Source organism: Polaromonas sp. (genome assembly GCF_041689105.1).
GTDB lineage: Bacteria > Pseudomonadota > Gammaproteobacteria > Burkholderiales > Burkholderiaceae_C > Polaromonas.
In genome coordinates this window covers 22,768-38,904 of record NZ_JBDNGU010000114.1, presented here as the reverse complement: position 1 = coordinate 38,904, position 16,137 = coordinate 22,768, and the positions used below count along the sequence as shown (strand labels likewise).

The 16,137-nt window shown below is 63.2% G+C and carries 19 protein-coding genes; 15 read left to right on the top strand and 4 right to left on the bottom strand.

Annotated features, from left to right (window positions below):
* Nucleotides 1-150: 150 nt before the first annotated feature.
* Nucleotides 151-1,509 (bottom strand): MBL fold metallo-hydrolase RNA specificity domain-containing protein, encoded by a 1,359-nt coding sequence (locus ACESMT_RS12775; protein ID WP_372826978.1) that lies wholly within the window; start codon nucleotides 1,507-1,509, stop codon nucleotides 151-153.
* 360 nt (nucleotides 1,510-1,869) lie between these two features.
* Here ACESMT_RS12775 and atpD point away from each other — a divergent pair, with 360 nt between their 5' ends.
* The 12 genes from atpD (at nucleotide 1,870) to arcC (ending at nucleotide 12,027) form a co-directional block, all read left to right on the top strand.
* Complete coding sequence (gene atpD / locus ACESMT_RS12770) at nucleotides 1,870-3,393, top strand: F0F1 ATP synthase subunit beta (protein WP_372826977.1); 1,524 nt, start codon at nucleotides 1,870-1,872, stop codon at nucleotides 3,391-3,393.
* The gene (locus ACESMT_RS12765; protein ID WP_372826976.1) at nucleotides 3,383-3,772 is read left to right on the top strand and encodes a F0F1 ATP synthase subunit epsilon; all 390 of its coding nucleotides are present in this window, start codon (nucleotides 3,383-3,385) and stop codon (nucleotides 3,770-3,772) included. Before atpD ends, ACESMT_RS12765 begins: the two co-directional genes overlap by 11 nt.
* A 5-nt stretch (nucleotides 3,773-3,777) precedes the next feature.
* Nucleotides 3,778-4,113 (top strand): AtpZ/AtpI family protein, encoded by a 336-nt coding sequence (locus tag ACESMT_RS12760; RefSeq protein WP_372826975.1) that lies wholly within the window; start codon nucleotides 3,778-3,780, stop codon nucleotides 4,111-4,113.
* Nucleotides 4,106-4,426 carry an ATP synthase subunit I gene (locus ACESMT_RS12755; RefSeq protein WP_372826974.1) on the top strand — a complete coding sequence of 107 codons (321 nt, stop codon included), beginning with the start codon at nucleotides 4,106-4,108 and terminating at the stop codon, nucleotides 4,424-4,426. Before ACESMT_RS12760 ends, ACESMT_RS12755 begins: the two co-directional genes overlap by 8 nt.
* Nucleotides 4,410-5,123 carry a F0F1 ATP synthase subunit A gene (locus ACESMT_RS12750; protein ID WP_372826973.1) on the top strand — a complete coding sequence of 238 codons (714 nt, stop codon included), beginning with the start codon at nucleotides 4,410-4,412 and terminating at the stop codon, nucleotides 5,121-5,123. Before ACESMT_RS12755 ends, ACESMT_RS12750 begins: the two co-directional genes overlap by 17 nt.
* Before the next feature lie 28 nt (nucleotides 5,124-5,151).
* Nucleotides 5,152-5,433, top strand: a complete 282-nt coding sequence (locus ACESMT_RS12745; RefSeq protein ID WP_372826972.1) for a F0F1 ATP synthase subunit C — start codon at nucleotides 5,152-5,154, stop codon at nucleotides 5,431-5,433.
* Between the two features lie 3 nt (nucleotides 5,434-5,436).
* Complete coding sequence (locus tag ACESMT_RS12740) at nucleotides 5,437-6,288, top strand: F0F1 ATP synthase subunit delta (protein ID WP_372826971.1); 852 nt, start codon at nucleotides 5,437-5,439, stop codon at nucleotides 6,286-6,288.
* Nucleotides 6,288-7,841: an alternate F1F0 ATPase, F1 subunit alpha gene (locus ACESMT_RS12735; protein ID WP_372826970.1), complete on the top strand. Its 1,554-nt coding sequence runs from the start codon at nucleotides 6,288-6,290 to the stop codon at nucleotides 7,839-7,841. Before ACESMT_RS12740 ends, ACESMT_RS12735 begins: the two co-directional genes overlap by 1 nt.
* Nucleotides 7,838-8,722, top strand: coding sequence for a F0F1 ATP synthase subunit gamma (locus ACESMT_RS12730; RefSeq protein ID WP_372826969.1), 885 nt, complete (start codon nucleotides 7,838-7,840; stop codon nucleotides 8,720-8,722). The genes ACESMT_RS12735 and ACESMT_RS12730 overlap by 4 nt, the downstream gene beginning before the upstream one ends.
* Before the next feature lie 59 nt (nucleotides 8,723-8,781).
* Complete coding sequence (locus ACESMT_RS12725) at nucleotides 8,782-9,999, top strand: arginine deiminase (protein ID WP_372826968.1); 1,218 nt, start codon at nucleotides 8,782-8,784, stop codon at nucleotides 9,997-9,999.
* 39 nt (nucleotides 10,000-10,038) lie between these two features.
* Nucleotides 10,039-11,037 (top strand): ornithine carbamoyltransferase, encoded by a 999-nt coding sequence (gene argF / locus ACESMT_RS12720; protein ID WP_372826967.1) that lies wholly within the window; start codon nucleotides 10,039-10,041, stop codon nucleotides 11,035-11,037.
* Between the two features lie 66 nt (nucleotides 11,038-11,103).
* The gene (gene arcC, locus ACESMT_RS12715) at nucleotides 11,104-12,027 is read left to right on the top strand and encodes a carbamate kinase (RefSeq protein ID WP_372826966.1); all 924 of its coding nucleotides are present in this window, start codon (nucleotides 11,104-11,106) and stop codon (nucleotides 12,025-12,027) included.
* A 124-nt stretch (nucleotides 12,028-12,151) separates the two neighbouring features.
* Here arcC and ACESMT_RS12710 read toward each other — a convergent pair whose 3' ends face one another.
* The gene (locus tag ACESMT_RS12710; protein ID WP_372826965.1) at nucleotides 12,152-13,081 is read right to left on the bottom strand and encodes a delta(1)-pyrroline-2-carboxylate reductase family protein; all 930 of its coding nucleotides are present in this window, start codon (nucleotides 13,079-13,081) and stop codon (nucleotides 12,152-12,154) included.
* Nucleotides 13,082-13,207: 126 nt separating this feature from the next.
* Between ACESMT_RS12710 and ACESMT_RS12705 the strand changes: the two genes are divergently transcribed.
* Both ACESMT_RS12705 and ACESMT_RS12700 read left to right on the top strand, forming a co-directional pair.
* Nucleotides 13,208-13,570 (top strand): hypothetical protein, encoded by a 363-nt coding sequence (locus ACESMT_RS12705; RefSeq protein WP_372826964.1) that lies wholly within the window; start codon nucleotides 13,208-13,210, stop codon nucleotides 13,568-13,570.
* Between the two features lie 79 nt (nucleotides 13,571-13,649).
* Nucleotides 13,650-13,871 (top strand): hypothetical protein, encoded by a 222-nt coding sequence (locus ACESMT_RS12700; RefSeq protein WP_372826963.1) that lies wholly within the window; start codon nucleotides 13,650-13,652, stop codon nucleotides 13,869-13,871.
* Here ACESMT_RS12700 and pcp read toward each other — a convergent pair.
* Complete coding sequence (gene pcp, locus ACESMT_RS12695) at nucleotides 13,868-14,533, bottom strand: pyroglutamyl-peptidase I (RefSeq protein ID WP_372826962.1); 666 nt, start codon at nucleotides 14,531-14,533, stop codon at nucleotides 13,868-13,870. The two genes, ACESMT_RS12700 and pcp, sit on opposite strands and share 4 nt — an antisense overlap.
* A gap of 55 nt (nucleotides 14,534-14,588) precedes the next feature.
* On the opposite strand from pcp, the gene ACESMT_RS12690 reads away from it, so the two are divergent.
* Nucleotides 14,589-15,443, top strand: coding sequence for a 2-keto-4-pentenoate hydratase (locus ACESMT_RS12690; protein WP_372826961.1), 855 nt, complete (start codon nucleotides 14,589-14,591; stop codon nucleotides 15,441-15,443).
* A gap of 18 nt (nucleotides 15,444-15,461) precedes the next feature.
* On the opposite strand, the gene ACESMT_RS12685 is transcribed toward ACESMT_RS12690, so the two are convergent.
* A complete protein-coding gene (locus ACESMT_RS12685; RefSeq protein WP_372826960.1) occupies nucleotides 15,462-16,136 on the bottom strand; it encodes a DUF4136 domain-containing protein in 675 nt (224 codons plus the stop codon).
* Between the last annotated feature and the right edge of the window lies 1 nt (nucleotide 16,137).

The following is a 16,137-nucleotide window of genomic DNA, read 5'->3' as shown; positions in this document are numbered from 1 at the left end:
GTGTAATGCGCTGTCCCCCGAGGGGGCCTTCGCGCCTTGGGGCGGCCCGGCGGCGCGTCATGTCGCCCCCACGCTTTTCACTTCGTGTAATGCGCTGCCCCCCGAGGGGGCCTTCGCGCCTTGGGACGGCCCGGCGGCGCGACGGTGACGCTAATGGAGGGTGACGGTCTCGAGGTAGAAAGGCATGTGGACGTTCCAGTGCAGCTCGCGCTCGATGCGCTGGCGCATGGCATCTGCGGCAGCGGGTTCGCCGTGCGTGATAAAGGTCTTCCGGGGAGGTGCCCTGAAGTCTTTCAGCCAGGTCACGATCTCTGCGGCGTCTGCATGGGCCGACAGGTCGTCAAGCATGGCGACTTCAGCGCGAATGGGCACATCCTCGCCGAAGATCCTCACGATGGGTGCGCCTGCGGTGATCGTGGCACCCCGCGTCCCGCCCGACTGGTAGCCGGCGAACAGAATCGTGTTGCGTTTGTCCGGGGCAAAAGCCTTGAGGTGGTGCAGGACCCGGCCGCCCGTGGCCATGCCGCTGGCGGAGATGATCACCATCGGTCCGTGGCGTGTGTTGAGCTGCCTTGAATCCTCCGGTGACTGCACGATGTGTGCGACCTTCGCCAATGCGTCGCACTCCGCGGTGGTCAGTCGCAGCTCTGACTTGTGTTTGAGGTAAACCTGCATGGCGCTGGCCGCCATGGGGCTGTTGAGGTAGACAGGGACGTCCTGGATCACGCCCTGGGCCTTGAGCAGCTGGATGCAGTGCAGCAGGCTCTGGGCCCGACCCACGGCAAAGGCCGGGATCACCACCACCCCGCCGCGCGCGGCAGTACGGTTGATGACCTGGCCGAGCTCCAGCAGTGGGTCCGAGTGCCCGTGCAGCCGGTCGCCGTAGGTGGATTCCACCACCAGATAGTCGGCGCCATCCATCTGCGTGGGTGGCTTGAGCACCAGGTCGTTGGGCCGACCGATGTCCCCGGAAAACAGGATCGAGCGTGATCCGTCGTCCAGCCTGATAAACGACGATCCTGCCATGTGGCCCGAGGGTGTCAGGCAAGCCTGCAGGCCTGGCACGGGTTGCCAGTTCTTCCCATAAGGCACGGGATGAAACAGCTTGAGACACTGCAACGCGTCGTCGCGCGTATACAGCGGCAGCGCCTTTTTGTGTTTGGACAGCTTGTGGCGATTCGCATACTCTGCTTCCTCCTCCTGCAGGTGACCGCTGTCGGGCAGCAGGATGCGACACAGGTCGTAGGTGGCGGGTGTGCAAAACACCTTGCCGCGAAAGCCCTGGCGGGCGAGCAGGGGCAGGTAGCCACTGTGGTCGATGTGGGCGTGCGTCAGGATCACGGCGTCGATCGAGGCCGGCTTCACCGGCGGTGGCGCCCAGTTGCGCAGGCGTAGCAACTTATAGCCCTGGAACAGGCCGCAATCGACCAGCACCCTGGACTGCTCGTGCTGGATCAGGTACCTGGAACCGGTGACAGTGTCGGTCGCGCCGAGGAATTGAAGTTTCATGGGTTCAGTCTAGAAAAGCCCGCATGGGTCCGGCTTGCGCTGGATCAAGTGCGCTCCGGTGCGAGTCGTGATGATGTCAGGCATGACCCTGCCGCGACGTGTGAATGTGCGCAGACGTACAGACGGGCCTGCAGCCTTCAGACATACTTTCCTTCTGTCCCTTTCTCTCTTTCGGTCAGGCGACCCTGTGCTGTGCCGGGCCTGCGACGGGCCGGGGCTCCGGACCTGCCCAACGCTGGCGCACAAGGCCTATTCGCCGCACCCCTGTAGGTACACCATGAGCAATTACAAACCCACCGCAGCCGTGTTTTCCTCCCTTTTCCTCCCGCTGGTTGCGGGACGCTTGAGCCGTTGATTCCCATGCACACAGCCCCAACTTCATCTTCCGTTCAACAGGCAAACCATGCCGGTGCAGCGTCAACCGGGGTGGTGATCGCCGTTCGGGGCAGCGTTGTAGACGTGTGCTTTGACGCGCACCTGCCGCCAGTTCATACCTTGCTGCGTTGCGGTCGGGACAATGAAATTGCCATCGAGGTTCTGGCACAGCTGGACGCACAACGGGTGCGTTGCATCGCCTTGACGCCGACGCAGGGGCTGGCGCGCGGCATGGTGGTGCAGGATACAGGTGGGCCGCTGAAGGCACCGGTAGGCCGGGAAATACTCTCACGCATGTTCAACGTGTTCGGTCAGACCATCGACCGTCAGCCCGCCCCGGAAGACGTGCAGTGGCGTTCCGTGCATCGGGCCCCGCCGCCGCTGGAACGACGTTCCACCCGGTCCGAGATTTTCGAAACCGGTATCAAGGTCATTGATGTGCTGATGCCGCTGGAACGGGGTGGCAAGGCAGGGCTTTTCGGCGGGGCGGGCGTGGGCAAAACCGTGCTGCTTACCGAAATGATTCACAACATGATCGGGCACCAGGAAGGTGTCAGCATCTTTTGCGGCATTGGCGAACGTTGTCGCGAAGGCGAGGAGCTGCATCGCGAAATGAAGGCAGCCGGCGTGTTGCCGAACATGGTGATGCTTTTTGGCCAGATGAACGAACCGCCGGGCAGCCGCTTCCGGGTCGGACATGCCGCGCTAACGATGGCCGAATATTTTCGCGACGACGAACATCGCGATGTGCTGCTCCTGATCGACAATATTTTCCGCTTTATCCAGGCCGGTGCGGAAGTGTCCGGCCTGATGGGACAGATGCCTTCGCGACTTGGGTATCAACCGACCCTGGGCACCGAGCTGTCAGGACTGGAAGAACGTATTGCCAACACCGACAACGGGGCCATCACGTCGATCCAGGCCGTGTATGTGCCTGCAGACGACTTCACTGACCCGGCGGCAGTGCATACCTTCTCGCACCTGTCCGCATCGATCGTGCTGTCGCGGCAGCGCGCCAGCGAGGGCATGTACCCGGCCGTTGACCCCTTGCAGTCGAATTCCCGGATGGCAACGCCGGGCATTGTGGGCGAGCGGCATTATGCGCTGGCGCAGGAGATCCGGCGCACGCTGGCCCAATACGCGGACCTCAAGGACATCATCGCGATGCTCGGTCTTGAGCAGCTGTCTCCGGAAGACCGCAATGTGGTCGGCCGCGCACGCCGGCTGGAGCGTTTTCTCACGCAACCCTTTTTCACGACCGAGCAGTTCACCAGCCATGCTGGAAAGCTGGTCAGTCTCGAGGATGCGCTGGACGGCTGCGAACGCATCCTGCGCGATGAGTTCAAGGACGTTCCGGAGAGTGCGTTGTACATGATAGGAACGATCGACGAGGCGCAGGGGAAGGCGGGCGTCACCAAACCTGCGGCACCCGCTGCATCCAGCGAGGCTGCGCCGGCACCCGAGACCGGAACAGAAGCTGACGCAAGGCACGAACTTCATGAAGCTTAGGATTCTTGTTCCTTTCCAGATATTCGCCGAAAAAACCGGCGTGTTGCGCATCGTCGCCGAGACGGGTGCCGGCTCGTTCGGCCTCTTGCCCCATCGTCTCGATTGCGTAGCGGCGTTGTCGCCGGGCATCCTGATCTACGAGACGCTGGCCGATGGTGAGGTGTTCGTAGCGGTGGACGAGGGCGTACTCGTGAAGAGCGGGCCGGACGTTCTGGTGTCGGTGCGCCGGGCGATTTCGGGAACCGATCTGGGCCAGTTGCGCGCTGCGGTGGAGAAGGAGTTTTTGACATTCGACGACCAGGAGCAAAGGGTGCGCGAAGTCATGGCGAAACTTGAAACGGGCTTCCTGCACCGCATCGCCGAATTCCAGCAGAAGTAGCCACCATGAACGATGCACGAGAGAAAAGCGAGACCAAGCAGCAGGCGTTCGCTGGCCAGGTTGGCGCCAAGGCAGCGCGAAAGCTGAACGCGCGGCGCAATCCGGACTCGGGCGTCTGGTTCGGCCTGGGCATGATGGGTCTGATCGGCTGGTCTGTTGTGCTGCCGACACTGCTCGGGGCAGCACTGGGTCTCTGGCTGGACCGGCACTATCCCGGGGGACGTTCATGGACGCTGGCCTTGCTGGTGGCCGGGCTGGTGATTGGCTGCCTCAATGCCTGGCACTGGGTGGTCAAGGAAGACAGGGCCATGCGGGACGAACAGGAGGACGGCAATGACTAACCTGTCGGTCTTGATACTGGCCTGGGTGGCCGGCGGCGTGCTGGGTGCGATTTTTTTTGGCGGCCTCTGGTGGACCGTGCGCAGGAGCATCATTTCGGCGCATCCGGCCCTTTGGGTGTTGGGTAGCCTGCTGCTGCGAATCGCCCTCGTGTTGCCGGCGTTCTACCTCGTTGCAGGTGGTCGCTGGGAACGGGCGTTGGCCTGCCTGCTCGGATTCTTGATGGCACGCGGAGTGCTGATCCGGCTTGCGAGGCCGCTGCACCGGCAGCCTGAAGCTGCGACAAGGGAGGCCGTCCATGCGTCTCAGCCCTGACGAGATGATCTTCTGGCAGAACGGCTTTTTCAGACTCAATGCCACGATTGTGTTTACCTGGGCCTTGATGCTGGTTCTGTCGGTCGGATCAAAACTGATCACACGCAAGCTCTCCCGGGAACTGGCGCGTTCTCGATGGCAGAACCTGCTGGAAATCATCGTCACTGGTATCGAGCAGCAAATCGCCGATGTCGGCCTGAGCAAGCCGGGGAGATATCTCGACTTTCTCGGCACCTTGTTCCTCTTTGTTGCCGCGTCGGCCCTGTTCACGGTGGTTCCCGGCTACGAACCGCCGACCGGTTCGCTGTCGACCACGGTGGCGCTGGCCTTGTGTGTTTTTGTGGCCGTACCTTTTTTTGGTATCCGGGATCAGGGTGTGGGCGGCTACCTCACGTCCTACATCAAGCCGACAGTGGTCATGCTGCCGTTCAACATCATCAGCGAGGTCTCCCGGACGTTGGCGCTGGCGGTTCGCCTGTTCGGAAACATGATGAGCGGGGCCATGATCATCGGCATTCTGTTGACCATCACGCCGCTGTTCTTTCCGATTGTGATGACTGTGCTTGGCTTGCTCACCGGCATGGTGCAGGCCTATATTTTCTTCATTCTTGCGGCGGTCTACATTGCCGCAGCCGTTCGCGTACGCAAGCCCAAACCCGGGACGCAGGCTGTTGCTGCAACAGACGCCACCCCTTGACCTATCCAAAAAACGCAAAGGAATCAGCATGGACAGCATAACAATCATCGCGGTGGCATCCATTGTCATTGCCGGCCTCACCACCGGCTTCGGGACCATGGGGCCGGCTCTGGCAGAGGGGCGGGCTGTGGCCACTGCACTCACTGCACTGGCCCAGCAACCTGATGCCTCCGCCACCATCACCCGTACCTTGTTCGTCGGTCTGGCGATGATCGAGTCCACGGCGATCTACTGCTTCGTGGTCTCGATGATCCTGATTTTTGCCAATCCGTTCTGGAATGCCGCCATTGCCCAGGTTGCGGGAAAGTAGGCCATGCTGATTGACTGGTTCACCGTCGGTGCGCAGGCGCTCAACTTCCTCATCCTGGTGTGGTTGCTCAAGCGTTTTCTGTACAAGCCGGTGCTTGATGCGATTGACGCGCGAGAGAAACGTATTGCCGAAAAGCTGGCGGATGCCAGCGCGAGCAAAGCCGAAGCCTTAGATGAAAGCAACGAGTTCCGAAAGAAGAACGAGGTATTTGACCAGGATCGCGGCGAACGCATGCAAAAAATGATGGACGAGATTGGCGTCGAGCGCGAGCGACTGCTTGACGAAGTGCGAAAGGCGGCCGATGCACTGCGCATCAAGCGTCAGGAAGCGCTTGAAAATGAGCAGCAGCACCTCCACAAGGAACTTGGCCGAAGAACCCGCGATGAAGTGTTTTCCATCGCGCGGAAAGTACTGACCGATCTGGGAGGTACGTCGCTTGACCAGCGCATGAGTGATGTATTTGTGCAGCGCCTGCGTGCCCTGCAGGGCCAAGCGAAGGAGAAACTCTCCGCAGCTGTAAAAACCGCCGATACCGCGGTACTGGTGAAAAGTGCTTTTGAGCTTGCGCCAGCCCAGCAAGAGGCCATACAAGGCGCGTTGACTGAAGCCATCGCTGCGGAAAATCCCATCCGTTTCCAGACTGCGCCGGACCTGATCGGCGGTATGGAGCTCAGTGTGGGGGGGTACAAATTCGCCTGGAGCATCCATGACTATCTGGGGTCGATGGAAAAAAGTATCGCTGAACTGCTCCGCGAGGGTTCTGCCGCAGGGACAGGCACGGCGGCGAAAGCTGAGCCCACTTCCGCGGCCCCCGTGGATCCGGTGCCCGAAGCCAAACCTGCGCGCGAGATGTGATGAGCAGGACGCCTGACAGCCTGAAAGACGTTCTTGAACACGTATTTTCCGGCCTGCGCCGGGGCTGCGATCAGGTCGCACCGCAGTTAATCCCCCGTGAAGTGGGAACGATCACCGGTGTTTCCACCGGTATCGCGCATGTTTCCGGTCTTCCCGGCGTTGGGTATGACGAGCTGGTGATGTTTCCCGGCGGTGGGTTTGGCATTGCATTCAACGTGGACGAGGATGACGTGGGCGTTGTCCTGCTCGGCGATTACGCGCAGTTGCATGCCGGTGACGAAGTCGAGCGCACGGGACGTGTGATGGACGTGGCCGTCGGTGACGGCCTGTTGGGCCGCGTCATCGATCCGCTCGGCAGGCCGCTTGACGGCCTTGGGCCGGTAGCATCCAGCGCCCGCCTGCCGATTGAACGTCCGGCAGCTGCCATCATGGACCGTGCGCCGGTCACGGTTCCCTTGCAGACCGGCCTGAAAGTTGTCGATGCCCTGATCCCCGTCGGGCGTGGCCAGCGCGAGCTGATTCTGGGTGACCGGCAAACCGGAAAAACCGCGATCGCGATGGATGCCATCCTCAATCAGCAGGGCCAGGATGTTGTTTGCGTGTATTGCGCGATCGGGCAGCGCGCATCCGCTGTGGCAAAAGCGGTCGCCGTTTTGCGCGAGCAGGGGGCGCTGGCCTACACTGTGGTGGTTGTCAGCGAGGGTAATGATCCGCCGGGGCTGACCTACATCGCCCCTTATGCCGCGACCAGTATTGCCGAATACTTCATGGAGGCAGGGCGTGACGTACTGATTGTCTACGACGACCTGACCCAGCACGCGCGTGCCTACCGCGAACTTTCCCTGCTGCTGCGCCGTCCCCCCGGACGCGAGGCCTTTCCCGGCGACATTTTCTACATTCATTCGCGCCTGCTCGAACGCGCCACACATTTGTGCGAGGAGCGCGGCGGCGGTTCGCTGACCGCGTTGCCGGTCATAGAAACTGAAGCGCAGGACATTTCCGCCTACATACCGACCAACCTGATTTCGATCACCGATGGGCAGATCTACCTGTCGCCTGTCTTGTTTGAATTGGGCGTCCTTCCTGCCGTCGATGTCGGAAAATCCGTATCGCGTGTTGGCGGCAAGGCACAGCGGGGGGCTTATCGGGCAGTGGCGGGCGATCTCAAGCTGGCCTATGCCCAGTTTGAGGAACTGGAAACCTTTGCCCGCTTCGGTGCCCGCCTGGATGAAGACACGCGCAAGACGATAGCGCATGGGCGGCGCATTCGCGCCTGTCTCAAGCAGCCGGAACAGGCGCCGGTATCGGTGCCGGCCCAGATCATCATCCTGCTCGCCTTGACGGCGGGACTTTTCGACACGGTGCCGATGGACCAGATGGCGCAGGCTGAACGGGCTGTGCGCGAAGCAGCTGCCAGCCTTCCGGCTGAGCTGCTGGCGCGCCTTGACACTGCCAAAACACTGAGCGACGAGGACCGGACCCAGCTCACCGACGGTGCCAGCAGTGCCCTGCACCCATTCCAGGCCGAATCACCGGCCGGGGAGGTGCCGTGAGCGACACCGCTGCCAGTCTGCGGCGCAAGACTGCCGGCGCCGAGGATCTCCAGTCTGTTGTCAGGACGATGAAGGCGCTGGCCGCCTCGAGCATCACGCAGTATGAACAGTCGGTCAGTGCCCTGGCCCACTACAGCCGCACCGTGTCTCTCGGTTTGGGTGCCTGCCTGCGCGAGCATGGGCCCGCGACTTCCCTGGAGGCTGACGGGTACGCTGGTGCAGAGCATGCAACCGGGGCACTCGTGTTCGGCTCCGATCAGGGGCTGGTAGGCCGTTTCAATGACGTCGTTGCCGACCACGCCATCGCCGCACTGGCCAGTCTTCCCGGCGAGACTTCCGTTTGGGCCGTCGGTGAGCGGGTTCAGGCCCGCTTGACCGACGCGGGTTTGCGACTCGCGGGTGGGTTCCCCGTCCCCAACAGCGTCCAGGCCATTGCGCCGCTCGTGGGGCAGGTTCAGCTCGCCATGGAAACCTATTTAAAGCAGAGCACAAGCGCGGCGATCTACGTCTTTCACAACCATCCGAGGTCTGACGGCACTTATGAACCCGTCAGTCAGCGCCTGCTGCCGCTTGACACGTCATGGCAGCAGCGGTTGGCCGAGGTACCCTGGCCTTCGTCAACCCGCCCTGAAATTCTGGGTGGCGGGACAGACGCACTGCGCGCGTTGGTCCGCGAACATCTTTTCATCTCCCTGTTCCAGGCTTGTGCCGAGTCCCTCGCGAGCGAGAACGCCAGCCGTCTGGCGGCCATGGAGCGCGCCGACCGGAATATTGACGAACTGCTGCGCGACCTTGAAAGCACTTCTCACCGGCTCCGCCAGGCCTCCATCGATGCAGAGCTTTTCGAGGTTGTCGCCGCCTACGAGTCACTGACGAAGTAGGCCGTCATTTTTTCCGGTTGTGGCTTTTCGCACCCATTCTTTATCAAGAAAGTCCCCCCATGACCCTAGGCGTACATTCTGAAGTTGGCCCCTTGCGCAAGGTGATAGTGTGTCGCCCCGGCCTGGCCCAGGCCCGGCTCACTCCCCAGAACTGCAAGGAGTTGCTGTTTGACGACGTGTTGTGGGTTTCCCAAGCCAGGAACGATCACCACGTTTTCACCAATGCGCTGGCCGAGCGCGGCGTCGAGGTGCTGGAGCAGCACGACCTGCTGGCCGATGTCGTCGCGCAGACCGAATCCCGCGACTGGCTGCTTGACCGCAAGCTGGGCCCCGACTTCATGGATACCGAGGCCGCGACACTGCTTCGCCCCTGGCTGGAAGGGCTGCCGCCGGCGAGGCTGGCGGAGCACCTGATAGGCGGGCTGCTGCGTGGCGAGGTGCCCTTTGAGATGGCGGGCCTGACGGCGCGCTGCCTGACGGCGTCGGAGTTTGTGCTGCCGCCCTTGCCCAACTCCCTGTTCCCCCGGGACTCCAGTTGCTGGATCTACGGCGGGACGGTTCTGGGTTCGATGTACTGGCCGGCGCGGCGACAGGAAACGCTGCTCATGACGGCGATTTACCGCTTTCACCCGCTGTTTCGCGGCCAGGTGACCGAATGGTGGGGCGACCCCGGCGTGGACCACGGCATGGCTTCGCTTGAAGGTGGCGACGTGGTGTCCCCTGGCAATGGCCTTGTCCTGATCGGCATGGGGGAGCGAACTTCACCGCAGGCCGTGAGCCAGCTGGCGCGCCGCCTGTTCGCGCAGGGGGGCGCCACACGCGTCATTGCCGCGCAGATGCCCAAGTCGCGCGGCGCCATGCACCTGGACACGGTGTTCACTTTTTGCGATGTGGACCTCGTGACCCTGTTCCCGGAGGTCGTGGACGGCATCCGGTGTTTCAGCCTGCGACCGGGTAGCCCGGAAGGATCGCTCGACGTGCAGGCGGAAAAAGCACCCTTCCTCGACGTGGTCGCGCAGGCCATGGACCTGCCGCGTCTGCGCACAGTGCCCACTGGCGGTGACAGTTATGAAGCAGAGCGCGAGCAGTGGGACGACGGCAACAACATGCTGGCGCTGGCGCCGGGTGTTGTTGTGGGCTACCAGCGAAACGTGTACACCAACACCCTGCTGCGAAAGGCCGGTGTGGAGGTGATCACCATCCCTGGAAGCGAGCTGGGCCGCGGCCGCGGCGGCAGTCATTGCATGTCCTGTCCGGTCCAGCGCGATGCCTTGTAGCCGCGACGGTCATTCCCTTCATTCAACCGAAAGTCGTCCATGAGCTTCAACCTTCGCAATCGCAGCCTTCTTGCCCTCGTGGAGTTCGCGCCTCGCGACATCCGTTACCTGATTGATCTGGCGGCTGAGCTGAAACGCAACAAGATCGCCGGCAATGAACATCAGCGCCTGAAGGGGAAAAACATTGCCCTGGTGTTCGAAAAACCATCGACAAGGACGCGCTGTGCCTTTGAAGTGGCTGTGCATGACCAGGGCGGCCATGTGACCTACCTTGACTCAACGGACTCACAGCTGGGCCACAAGGAGTCGCTGAAGGACACGGCCCGAGTGCTCGGCCGGATGTTTGACGGCATCGAGTACCGGGGATTTCATCAAAGCGCCGCAGAGGAGATTGCACGGTTTTCGCATGTGCCGGTCTGGAACGGGTTGACCGATGAGTGGCACCCAACGCAGATCCTGGCCGATCTGCTCACCATGCAGGAGTTCGGCGAGAAGCCGCTGCATGAGCTGTCGTTCTGTTACCTTGGTGACGCACGTTTCAACATGGGCTGTTCATTGCTGGTCGGGGGTGTGCAGATGGGCATGGACGTTCGCATTGCTGCACCCGAAGCGCTGCAGCCCCCTGCGGAGCTGGTCAGCCAGATGCGGGCGCTCGCCGCTCAGACCGGCGCGCGCATCACGATTGATCCGGACCCTAAACGCGCTGTCCAGGGAGCTGACTTTCTCTATACCGATGTGTGGGTGTCGATGGGAGAGGCTGATGCGGTCTGGAAGCAGCGCATCGAGCAGCTCAAGGACTACCAGGTGAATGCCGCGCTGATGCGCGCGACCGGCAACCCGCGCACCCGTTTCATGCATTGCCTGCCGGCCTTCCACAACCTCGATACGGAGGTGGGCCGCATGGTGCATGAAAAGTTTGGCCTGAGCGAGATCGAGGTGACGGACGAAGTCTTCGAATCCGACGCGTCGGTGGTTTTTACACAGGCCGAAAACCGCATGCACACCATCAAGGCGGTGCTGGTAGCAACGCTGGGTTAAGACCTTGCACACCATCAGTTGTCGGACAGGTTCCGGATTCAATTCAAGCTCTGTGGGGAAACTACCATGAAACTTGTTGTTGCATTGGGCGGAAATGCCTTGTTGCGCCGGGGTGAACCGCTGAGTGCCGACAACCAGCTTGCCAACATTCGCCGCGCGGCAGCGCAGCTGGCCCTGGTGGCCACAGGCAATGCACTGGTGCTGACACACGGCAACGGCCCGCAGGTCGGGCTGCTGGCGCTGCAGGCGGCGGCTTACCAGGCGGTGGAGACCTATCCGCTGGATGTGCTCGGTGCCCAGACCGACGGCATGATCGGCTATCTGTTGGAGCAGGAACTTGGCAATCTGTTGCCAGCCACGGTGGTCGCCACGCTGATGACCCGTGTCGAGGTCAGTCTGGACGACCCCGCCTTCCTGGCGCCGACCAAGCCCATTGGTCCTGTCTATACCGCGGACGAGGCCAGACGTGTGGGGAAGGCCCAGGGTTGGACCATGGCCCCCGATGACACGGGCTTTCGCCGCGTGGTGCCGTCGCCGGCGCCGCAGCGTGTCCTCGGTCTGCAGCCGATCCGCTGGTTGCTTTCCCATGGCGCGCTGGTGATCGCCGCCGGTGGCGGCGGCATTCCGGTGGCCAGGGACGCGGACGGCCACAGCCTGCGAGGTGTCGAAGCTGTCATTGACAAGGACGCCTGCAGCAGCCTGCTGGCACGTGCGCTGGAGGCCGACTGCCTGGTGATCGCCACCGATGTTGACGCGGTGTACCTGAACTTCGGACTACCGACACAACGCGCGGTCGGCAAGGTCGCCCCGCAGGCCTTCGCGCAGGCCCGTTTTCCTGCGGGCTCCATGGGCCCAAAGGTGGAGGCGGCCTGTGCGTTTGTGGAAGCGACCGGCCGGCGTGCCGTGATCGGATCGCTCACGCATATCGAGGCCATGTTGCAGGGCAAGGCAGGCACCCAGGTCAGCCCGGACGGCGCCCCCACCCTTTGAGCTTTTGAGCGCGGAAGTCCGCGTCCAAGGCCGGCCGCGCGGCATGGCGGCAGAATCTCGCCCATGAAGACGGCATGATGTTGCCGACCCGGCTGCTCTTCAGCCTTGCCAGCCGCCATGACGGCTACGCCAACTGTCCGCGTTTTGCCACAGCCGTTCGTGCCGCAGCCAGGTCCCAACCGGCCCAGCCGCAGCTCTTGAACAGTACTGGACCGGCGCGCGCACCGCTGCCCGCGCGAACCACATCGGCCAGCGTGTCAAATTGGCCGACGTCCAGCCCGGCCTGCAGCAAATCGCCGGCCTCGTGGCGTGCATCGGCGGTGTCGACGACCAGCGTGCCCCGCGCCGCCATGGCGCGGCAGAGATCGGGTCCGAGTTCCACCATGTGCGGCGTGAAGGCGCCGACGGCGCCGATGAATCCGTCCTGGCGCGGCATGGCGCTGAGAATCACCGCGCTCGCCGGCGTGCAGGTGACCGCCAGCGGGCACTCGGCCAGCGCCGCGTTGGCATCCTGCACCACGCGGGCCTGCAGGCCCAGCGCCTGCGCATGTTGCGCGAGGCCCTGCGCGCTGGAGGCGCTGCGCGAGGCAATCAACACCTCACGGACATGCAAGCCTTCGGCAAACGCTTCGAGGTGGGCCTTGCCCTGCGCACCGGCCCCCACGATCAGCAACGGCCCTCGGGTGTTGGGCGCCAGGCGCTGCGCTGCCAGCAGGGTGACCGCTGCTGTCCGGCGTGCCGTGACGGTGGGGCCATCCAGCACCAGTCGGCGCTCGCCGCTGGCAATGTCAAACACCAGCACATCGCCCTGGATGGTCGCGCGGGCCGTGCCTGCATTGGCGGGGGTGAAGGTGATCAGCTTGGTCATCGCGACCCGGCTATCCGAGGCGGGCATGACAAACAGGCTACCGCCGCCAGCCAGAGGCTGGACCAGCCGCTGCGGTACCTGCACCGAGTCGTCGGCGAGCAGCCGGGTGATTTCCGCGACGAGCGCGGGATAGGGCAGCCGCGCGGCGGTCTGCGCGGCGTCCAGCAAGGTGGATGAATCAGTCATCGCTCGATGTTAAGCCAGCGCGTATGCGCCCAAAGGGCTTTCTCCTACATCGGCTCGAGCGGTGGGCCGGGTTGGCTGGCCCTACCCGCTCACTAGGATCGAAACAGTCGTAACGAGGAGCACACCATGTTTTCCAGCCACCTGCCAAAAATCAGCAACACGCCGCGTCAATACATCTATACCGGCGTGGGCTTGCTGCTGGTCATTGGCATGCTCATCGGCATTGCGACGGTCGCGAGCGGACAGGTCCAGAAAGCCGAGTTGCGCGAATCAATGCTGGCTTCACAGCAGACCGCCGTGATGCATTGCTTCGAAACACAGCTGGGCGCCGCGCTCAACAAGTGCATTGTTCGGGCAAAAACCACGCCGGAGCGCGACAGCAGGGTGACAACGATGGCGGACAACAGTGGCGCCTTCACCCGAGCGTCGGTGGTGTCCTCAGGCAATGGCAAGGGCCTTATTCCAGTCGCCTTCAGCACGCATCGGTAATACTGCGGCTGCGATGCCGGGGACGGGTTTTCGCCGTCACTGATCTGCGGTTAGCATCACCGCCACGAAACTTTCCCGATTGATCCAGCCGCGCAATCCTCTGTTCTGGATGATGATGGCGTTCAACGCGTTGTCCGCAGCTCTGGCCTGGGTCGTGCATAACCGCCCGCTCAATACCTTTGCAATGCTGGTTGTAGGTGGTTTTGCGCTGCTCAATGCCTTGCTCGGCACCTGGCTGCTGTGGCGCTTGCTGCGCGAAGAACCCAGCCTGAAGAACACTGCACTGGATGATCGCAATTAGCTGATCGCGCCAGCGCCTTTGGCAATATCTGCAGGTGTTGCCAACGCGGTGGCAATGGCCAGCCGCAGACCACGCACCAGGTCTTGCGTCGTCATGCTGGGCTGGCCCTGCCCTGGCAACCAGGGTACATGGACAAAACCTCCGCGGGTGCGCTTCAGACCGCGTCGGGTCGCGAGTTCGTGCATCAGCCCGTAAAAAACATGGTTGCAGACAAAGGTCCCTGCGGTTTGCGACACCTCGGCGGGAATGCCTTTGCCCTGCAGGGCCTGCAGCATGGCCTTGATCGGCAAGGTCGTGAAATAGGCGACCGGGCCCCCTGGGAGCACGGCGGTGTCCACGGGTTGCGCACCGGCGTTGTCGGCGATTCGCGCATCGTCGACATTGATGGCAATACGCTCCAGCGAGATGGCGGCGCGCCCGCCGGCTTGCCCCACGCAGATCACCAGCGCCGGCTTGTGCGCGCGCAGCAACCGCGCAAGCGCCACCCGCGCAGCGCCGAAAACTGTGGGCAACTGCGCTGCCACCACCTGATGGCCGTAAATGCGCCGCCGGTGCAGCGCTTGCACCGCCAGCCAGCTTGGGTTGAGGACGTCGCCGCCAAAGGCGTCAAAGCCGGTCAGCAAGACACGGGGAACCGGCGTGGCCGTCTTGGGGTTGTCCATGCCCGTATTGTGCGCAGCTTGTCTGAGACGTGCCTTTTTTGGCTACCATGGCTGCATGACCACAGCCGCTCCCGCTCCTGATTCGCTCGCCCGCCTGGTGGACGACATCTCGCACGCCCGTTTGCATGCCCGGCCGCTGGCTTGGCCTGGTGCCATGCCGCCTGACCTGCCTGCCGCCTACGCTGCGGCGTTGGCCGTTCGCGCAGCGCGCATGGCGGCAGGCGAACAGCCGGCAGGCTACAAGGTGGGTTTTACCAACCGCACGATCTGGCCGCGCTATGGGGTCTATGCGCCCATCTGGGGAACGGTCTGGCAAAACACCCTCACCCAGGTCGATGCGAGTGGTCCCAACGCTGGCGTGGTGTCGCTGGCGGGGCTGTGCGAGCCGCGCATCGAACCCGAGCTGGTGTTTGGCCTGAAGTCTGCGCCGCCGCCCGCTTGCACCCTGGCGCAGCTGGCCGATGCAGTGGCCTGGGTGGCGCATGGGTTTGAAATCGTGCACACGCATTTCACAGGCTGGAAGTTCAGTGCCGCGCAAGCGGTGGCAGACGAAGGCTTGCATGGCCACCTGCTGGTGGGGCGCCCGGTCATGCTGCCACCCGGCGCTTCGGCGGATACGCTGGCGCGGGCGCTGTCGGGCCTGCAGCTCAGACTGTATGGCGACGGCGAGCTCAAGGACGAAGGGATGGGCGAAAACGTCCTCGACGGCCCCATGCAGGCCTTGCTGCATTTTGTGCACGAAATACATGCCACGCCCGGCGCGCCCGCGCTGAAGGCCGGCGACGTCGTCACCACCGGGACGCTGACCGACGCCTGGCCGGTGTTGTCCGGACAGACCTGGCATACCGAACTGGCCGCCTCAGGCCCCGTGGCCGGGCAGCTGGAAGGCCTGCGCATCCGATTCGCGTGAAGACGGTGGTGCGCCGGCTTATTTGCGGATTACCGCACCGGTTTCGCGGTCGAAGTTGACCCCGCGTATCTGCCCGTTCTGGCCCGGAAAACCATCGAAGACCGCGCGTACCAGATAGGGCGCTATCGTGGGCATGGCGGCGTTTCCCTCGTACACCGCGTGGGACTCGAACACCGCGCGCGGCTGGCCGGCCGGGCTGCCCCGGGTGTCGAGCACGCGCAGGTTGATCTGGCTGAACTGCACGGTATAGGCCACCAGCCGGTCACCGACATAGACCGGGCCGAAGCGGCTGGGCGCCCAGTAGCCAGGAAACACCTGCCCGGACGCATTGCGGTAGGGCGGATAAAACACCAGGCGGTCGTCGTAGACAGGTTGGCGGTAGCTGCGCTCTTGCGGCTGGGTGATCCAGCCCAGCTCTACCAGCAGGCGCGCCGGTTGGCCCAACGCTGCCTTGCGCATGCCAAGTTTCTCCAGTTCCTGCTGGGCATGGCCCTGGTAGGTCGCCAGTTCCAGTTCGGGCGGCGGCTGCGAGGGGCTGGACGGCGGCTTGATGAAAGCGAAGCTGGCACCGGCCGTGTCCGACGGCCATTGATTGAAATTGCTGACCTGGGTGACGATGGGGCTGGCGCATGCTGCGAGCAAGCTGGCCCCCAGCACAGTCAGGAAAACGCGAAAACGAGTGAATGGAGTCATC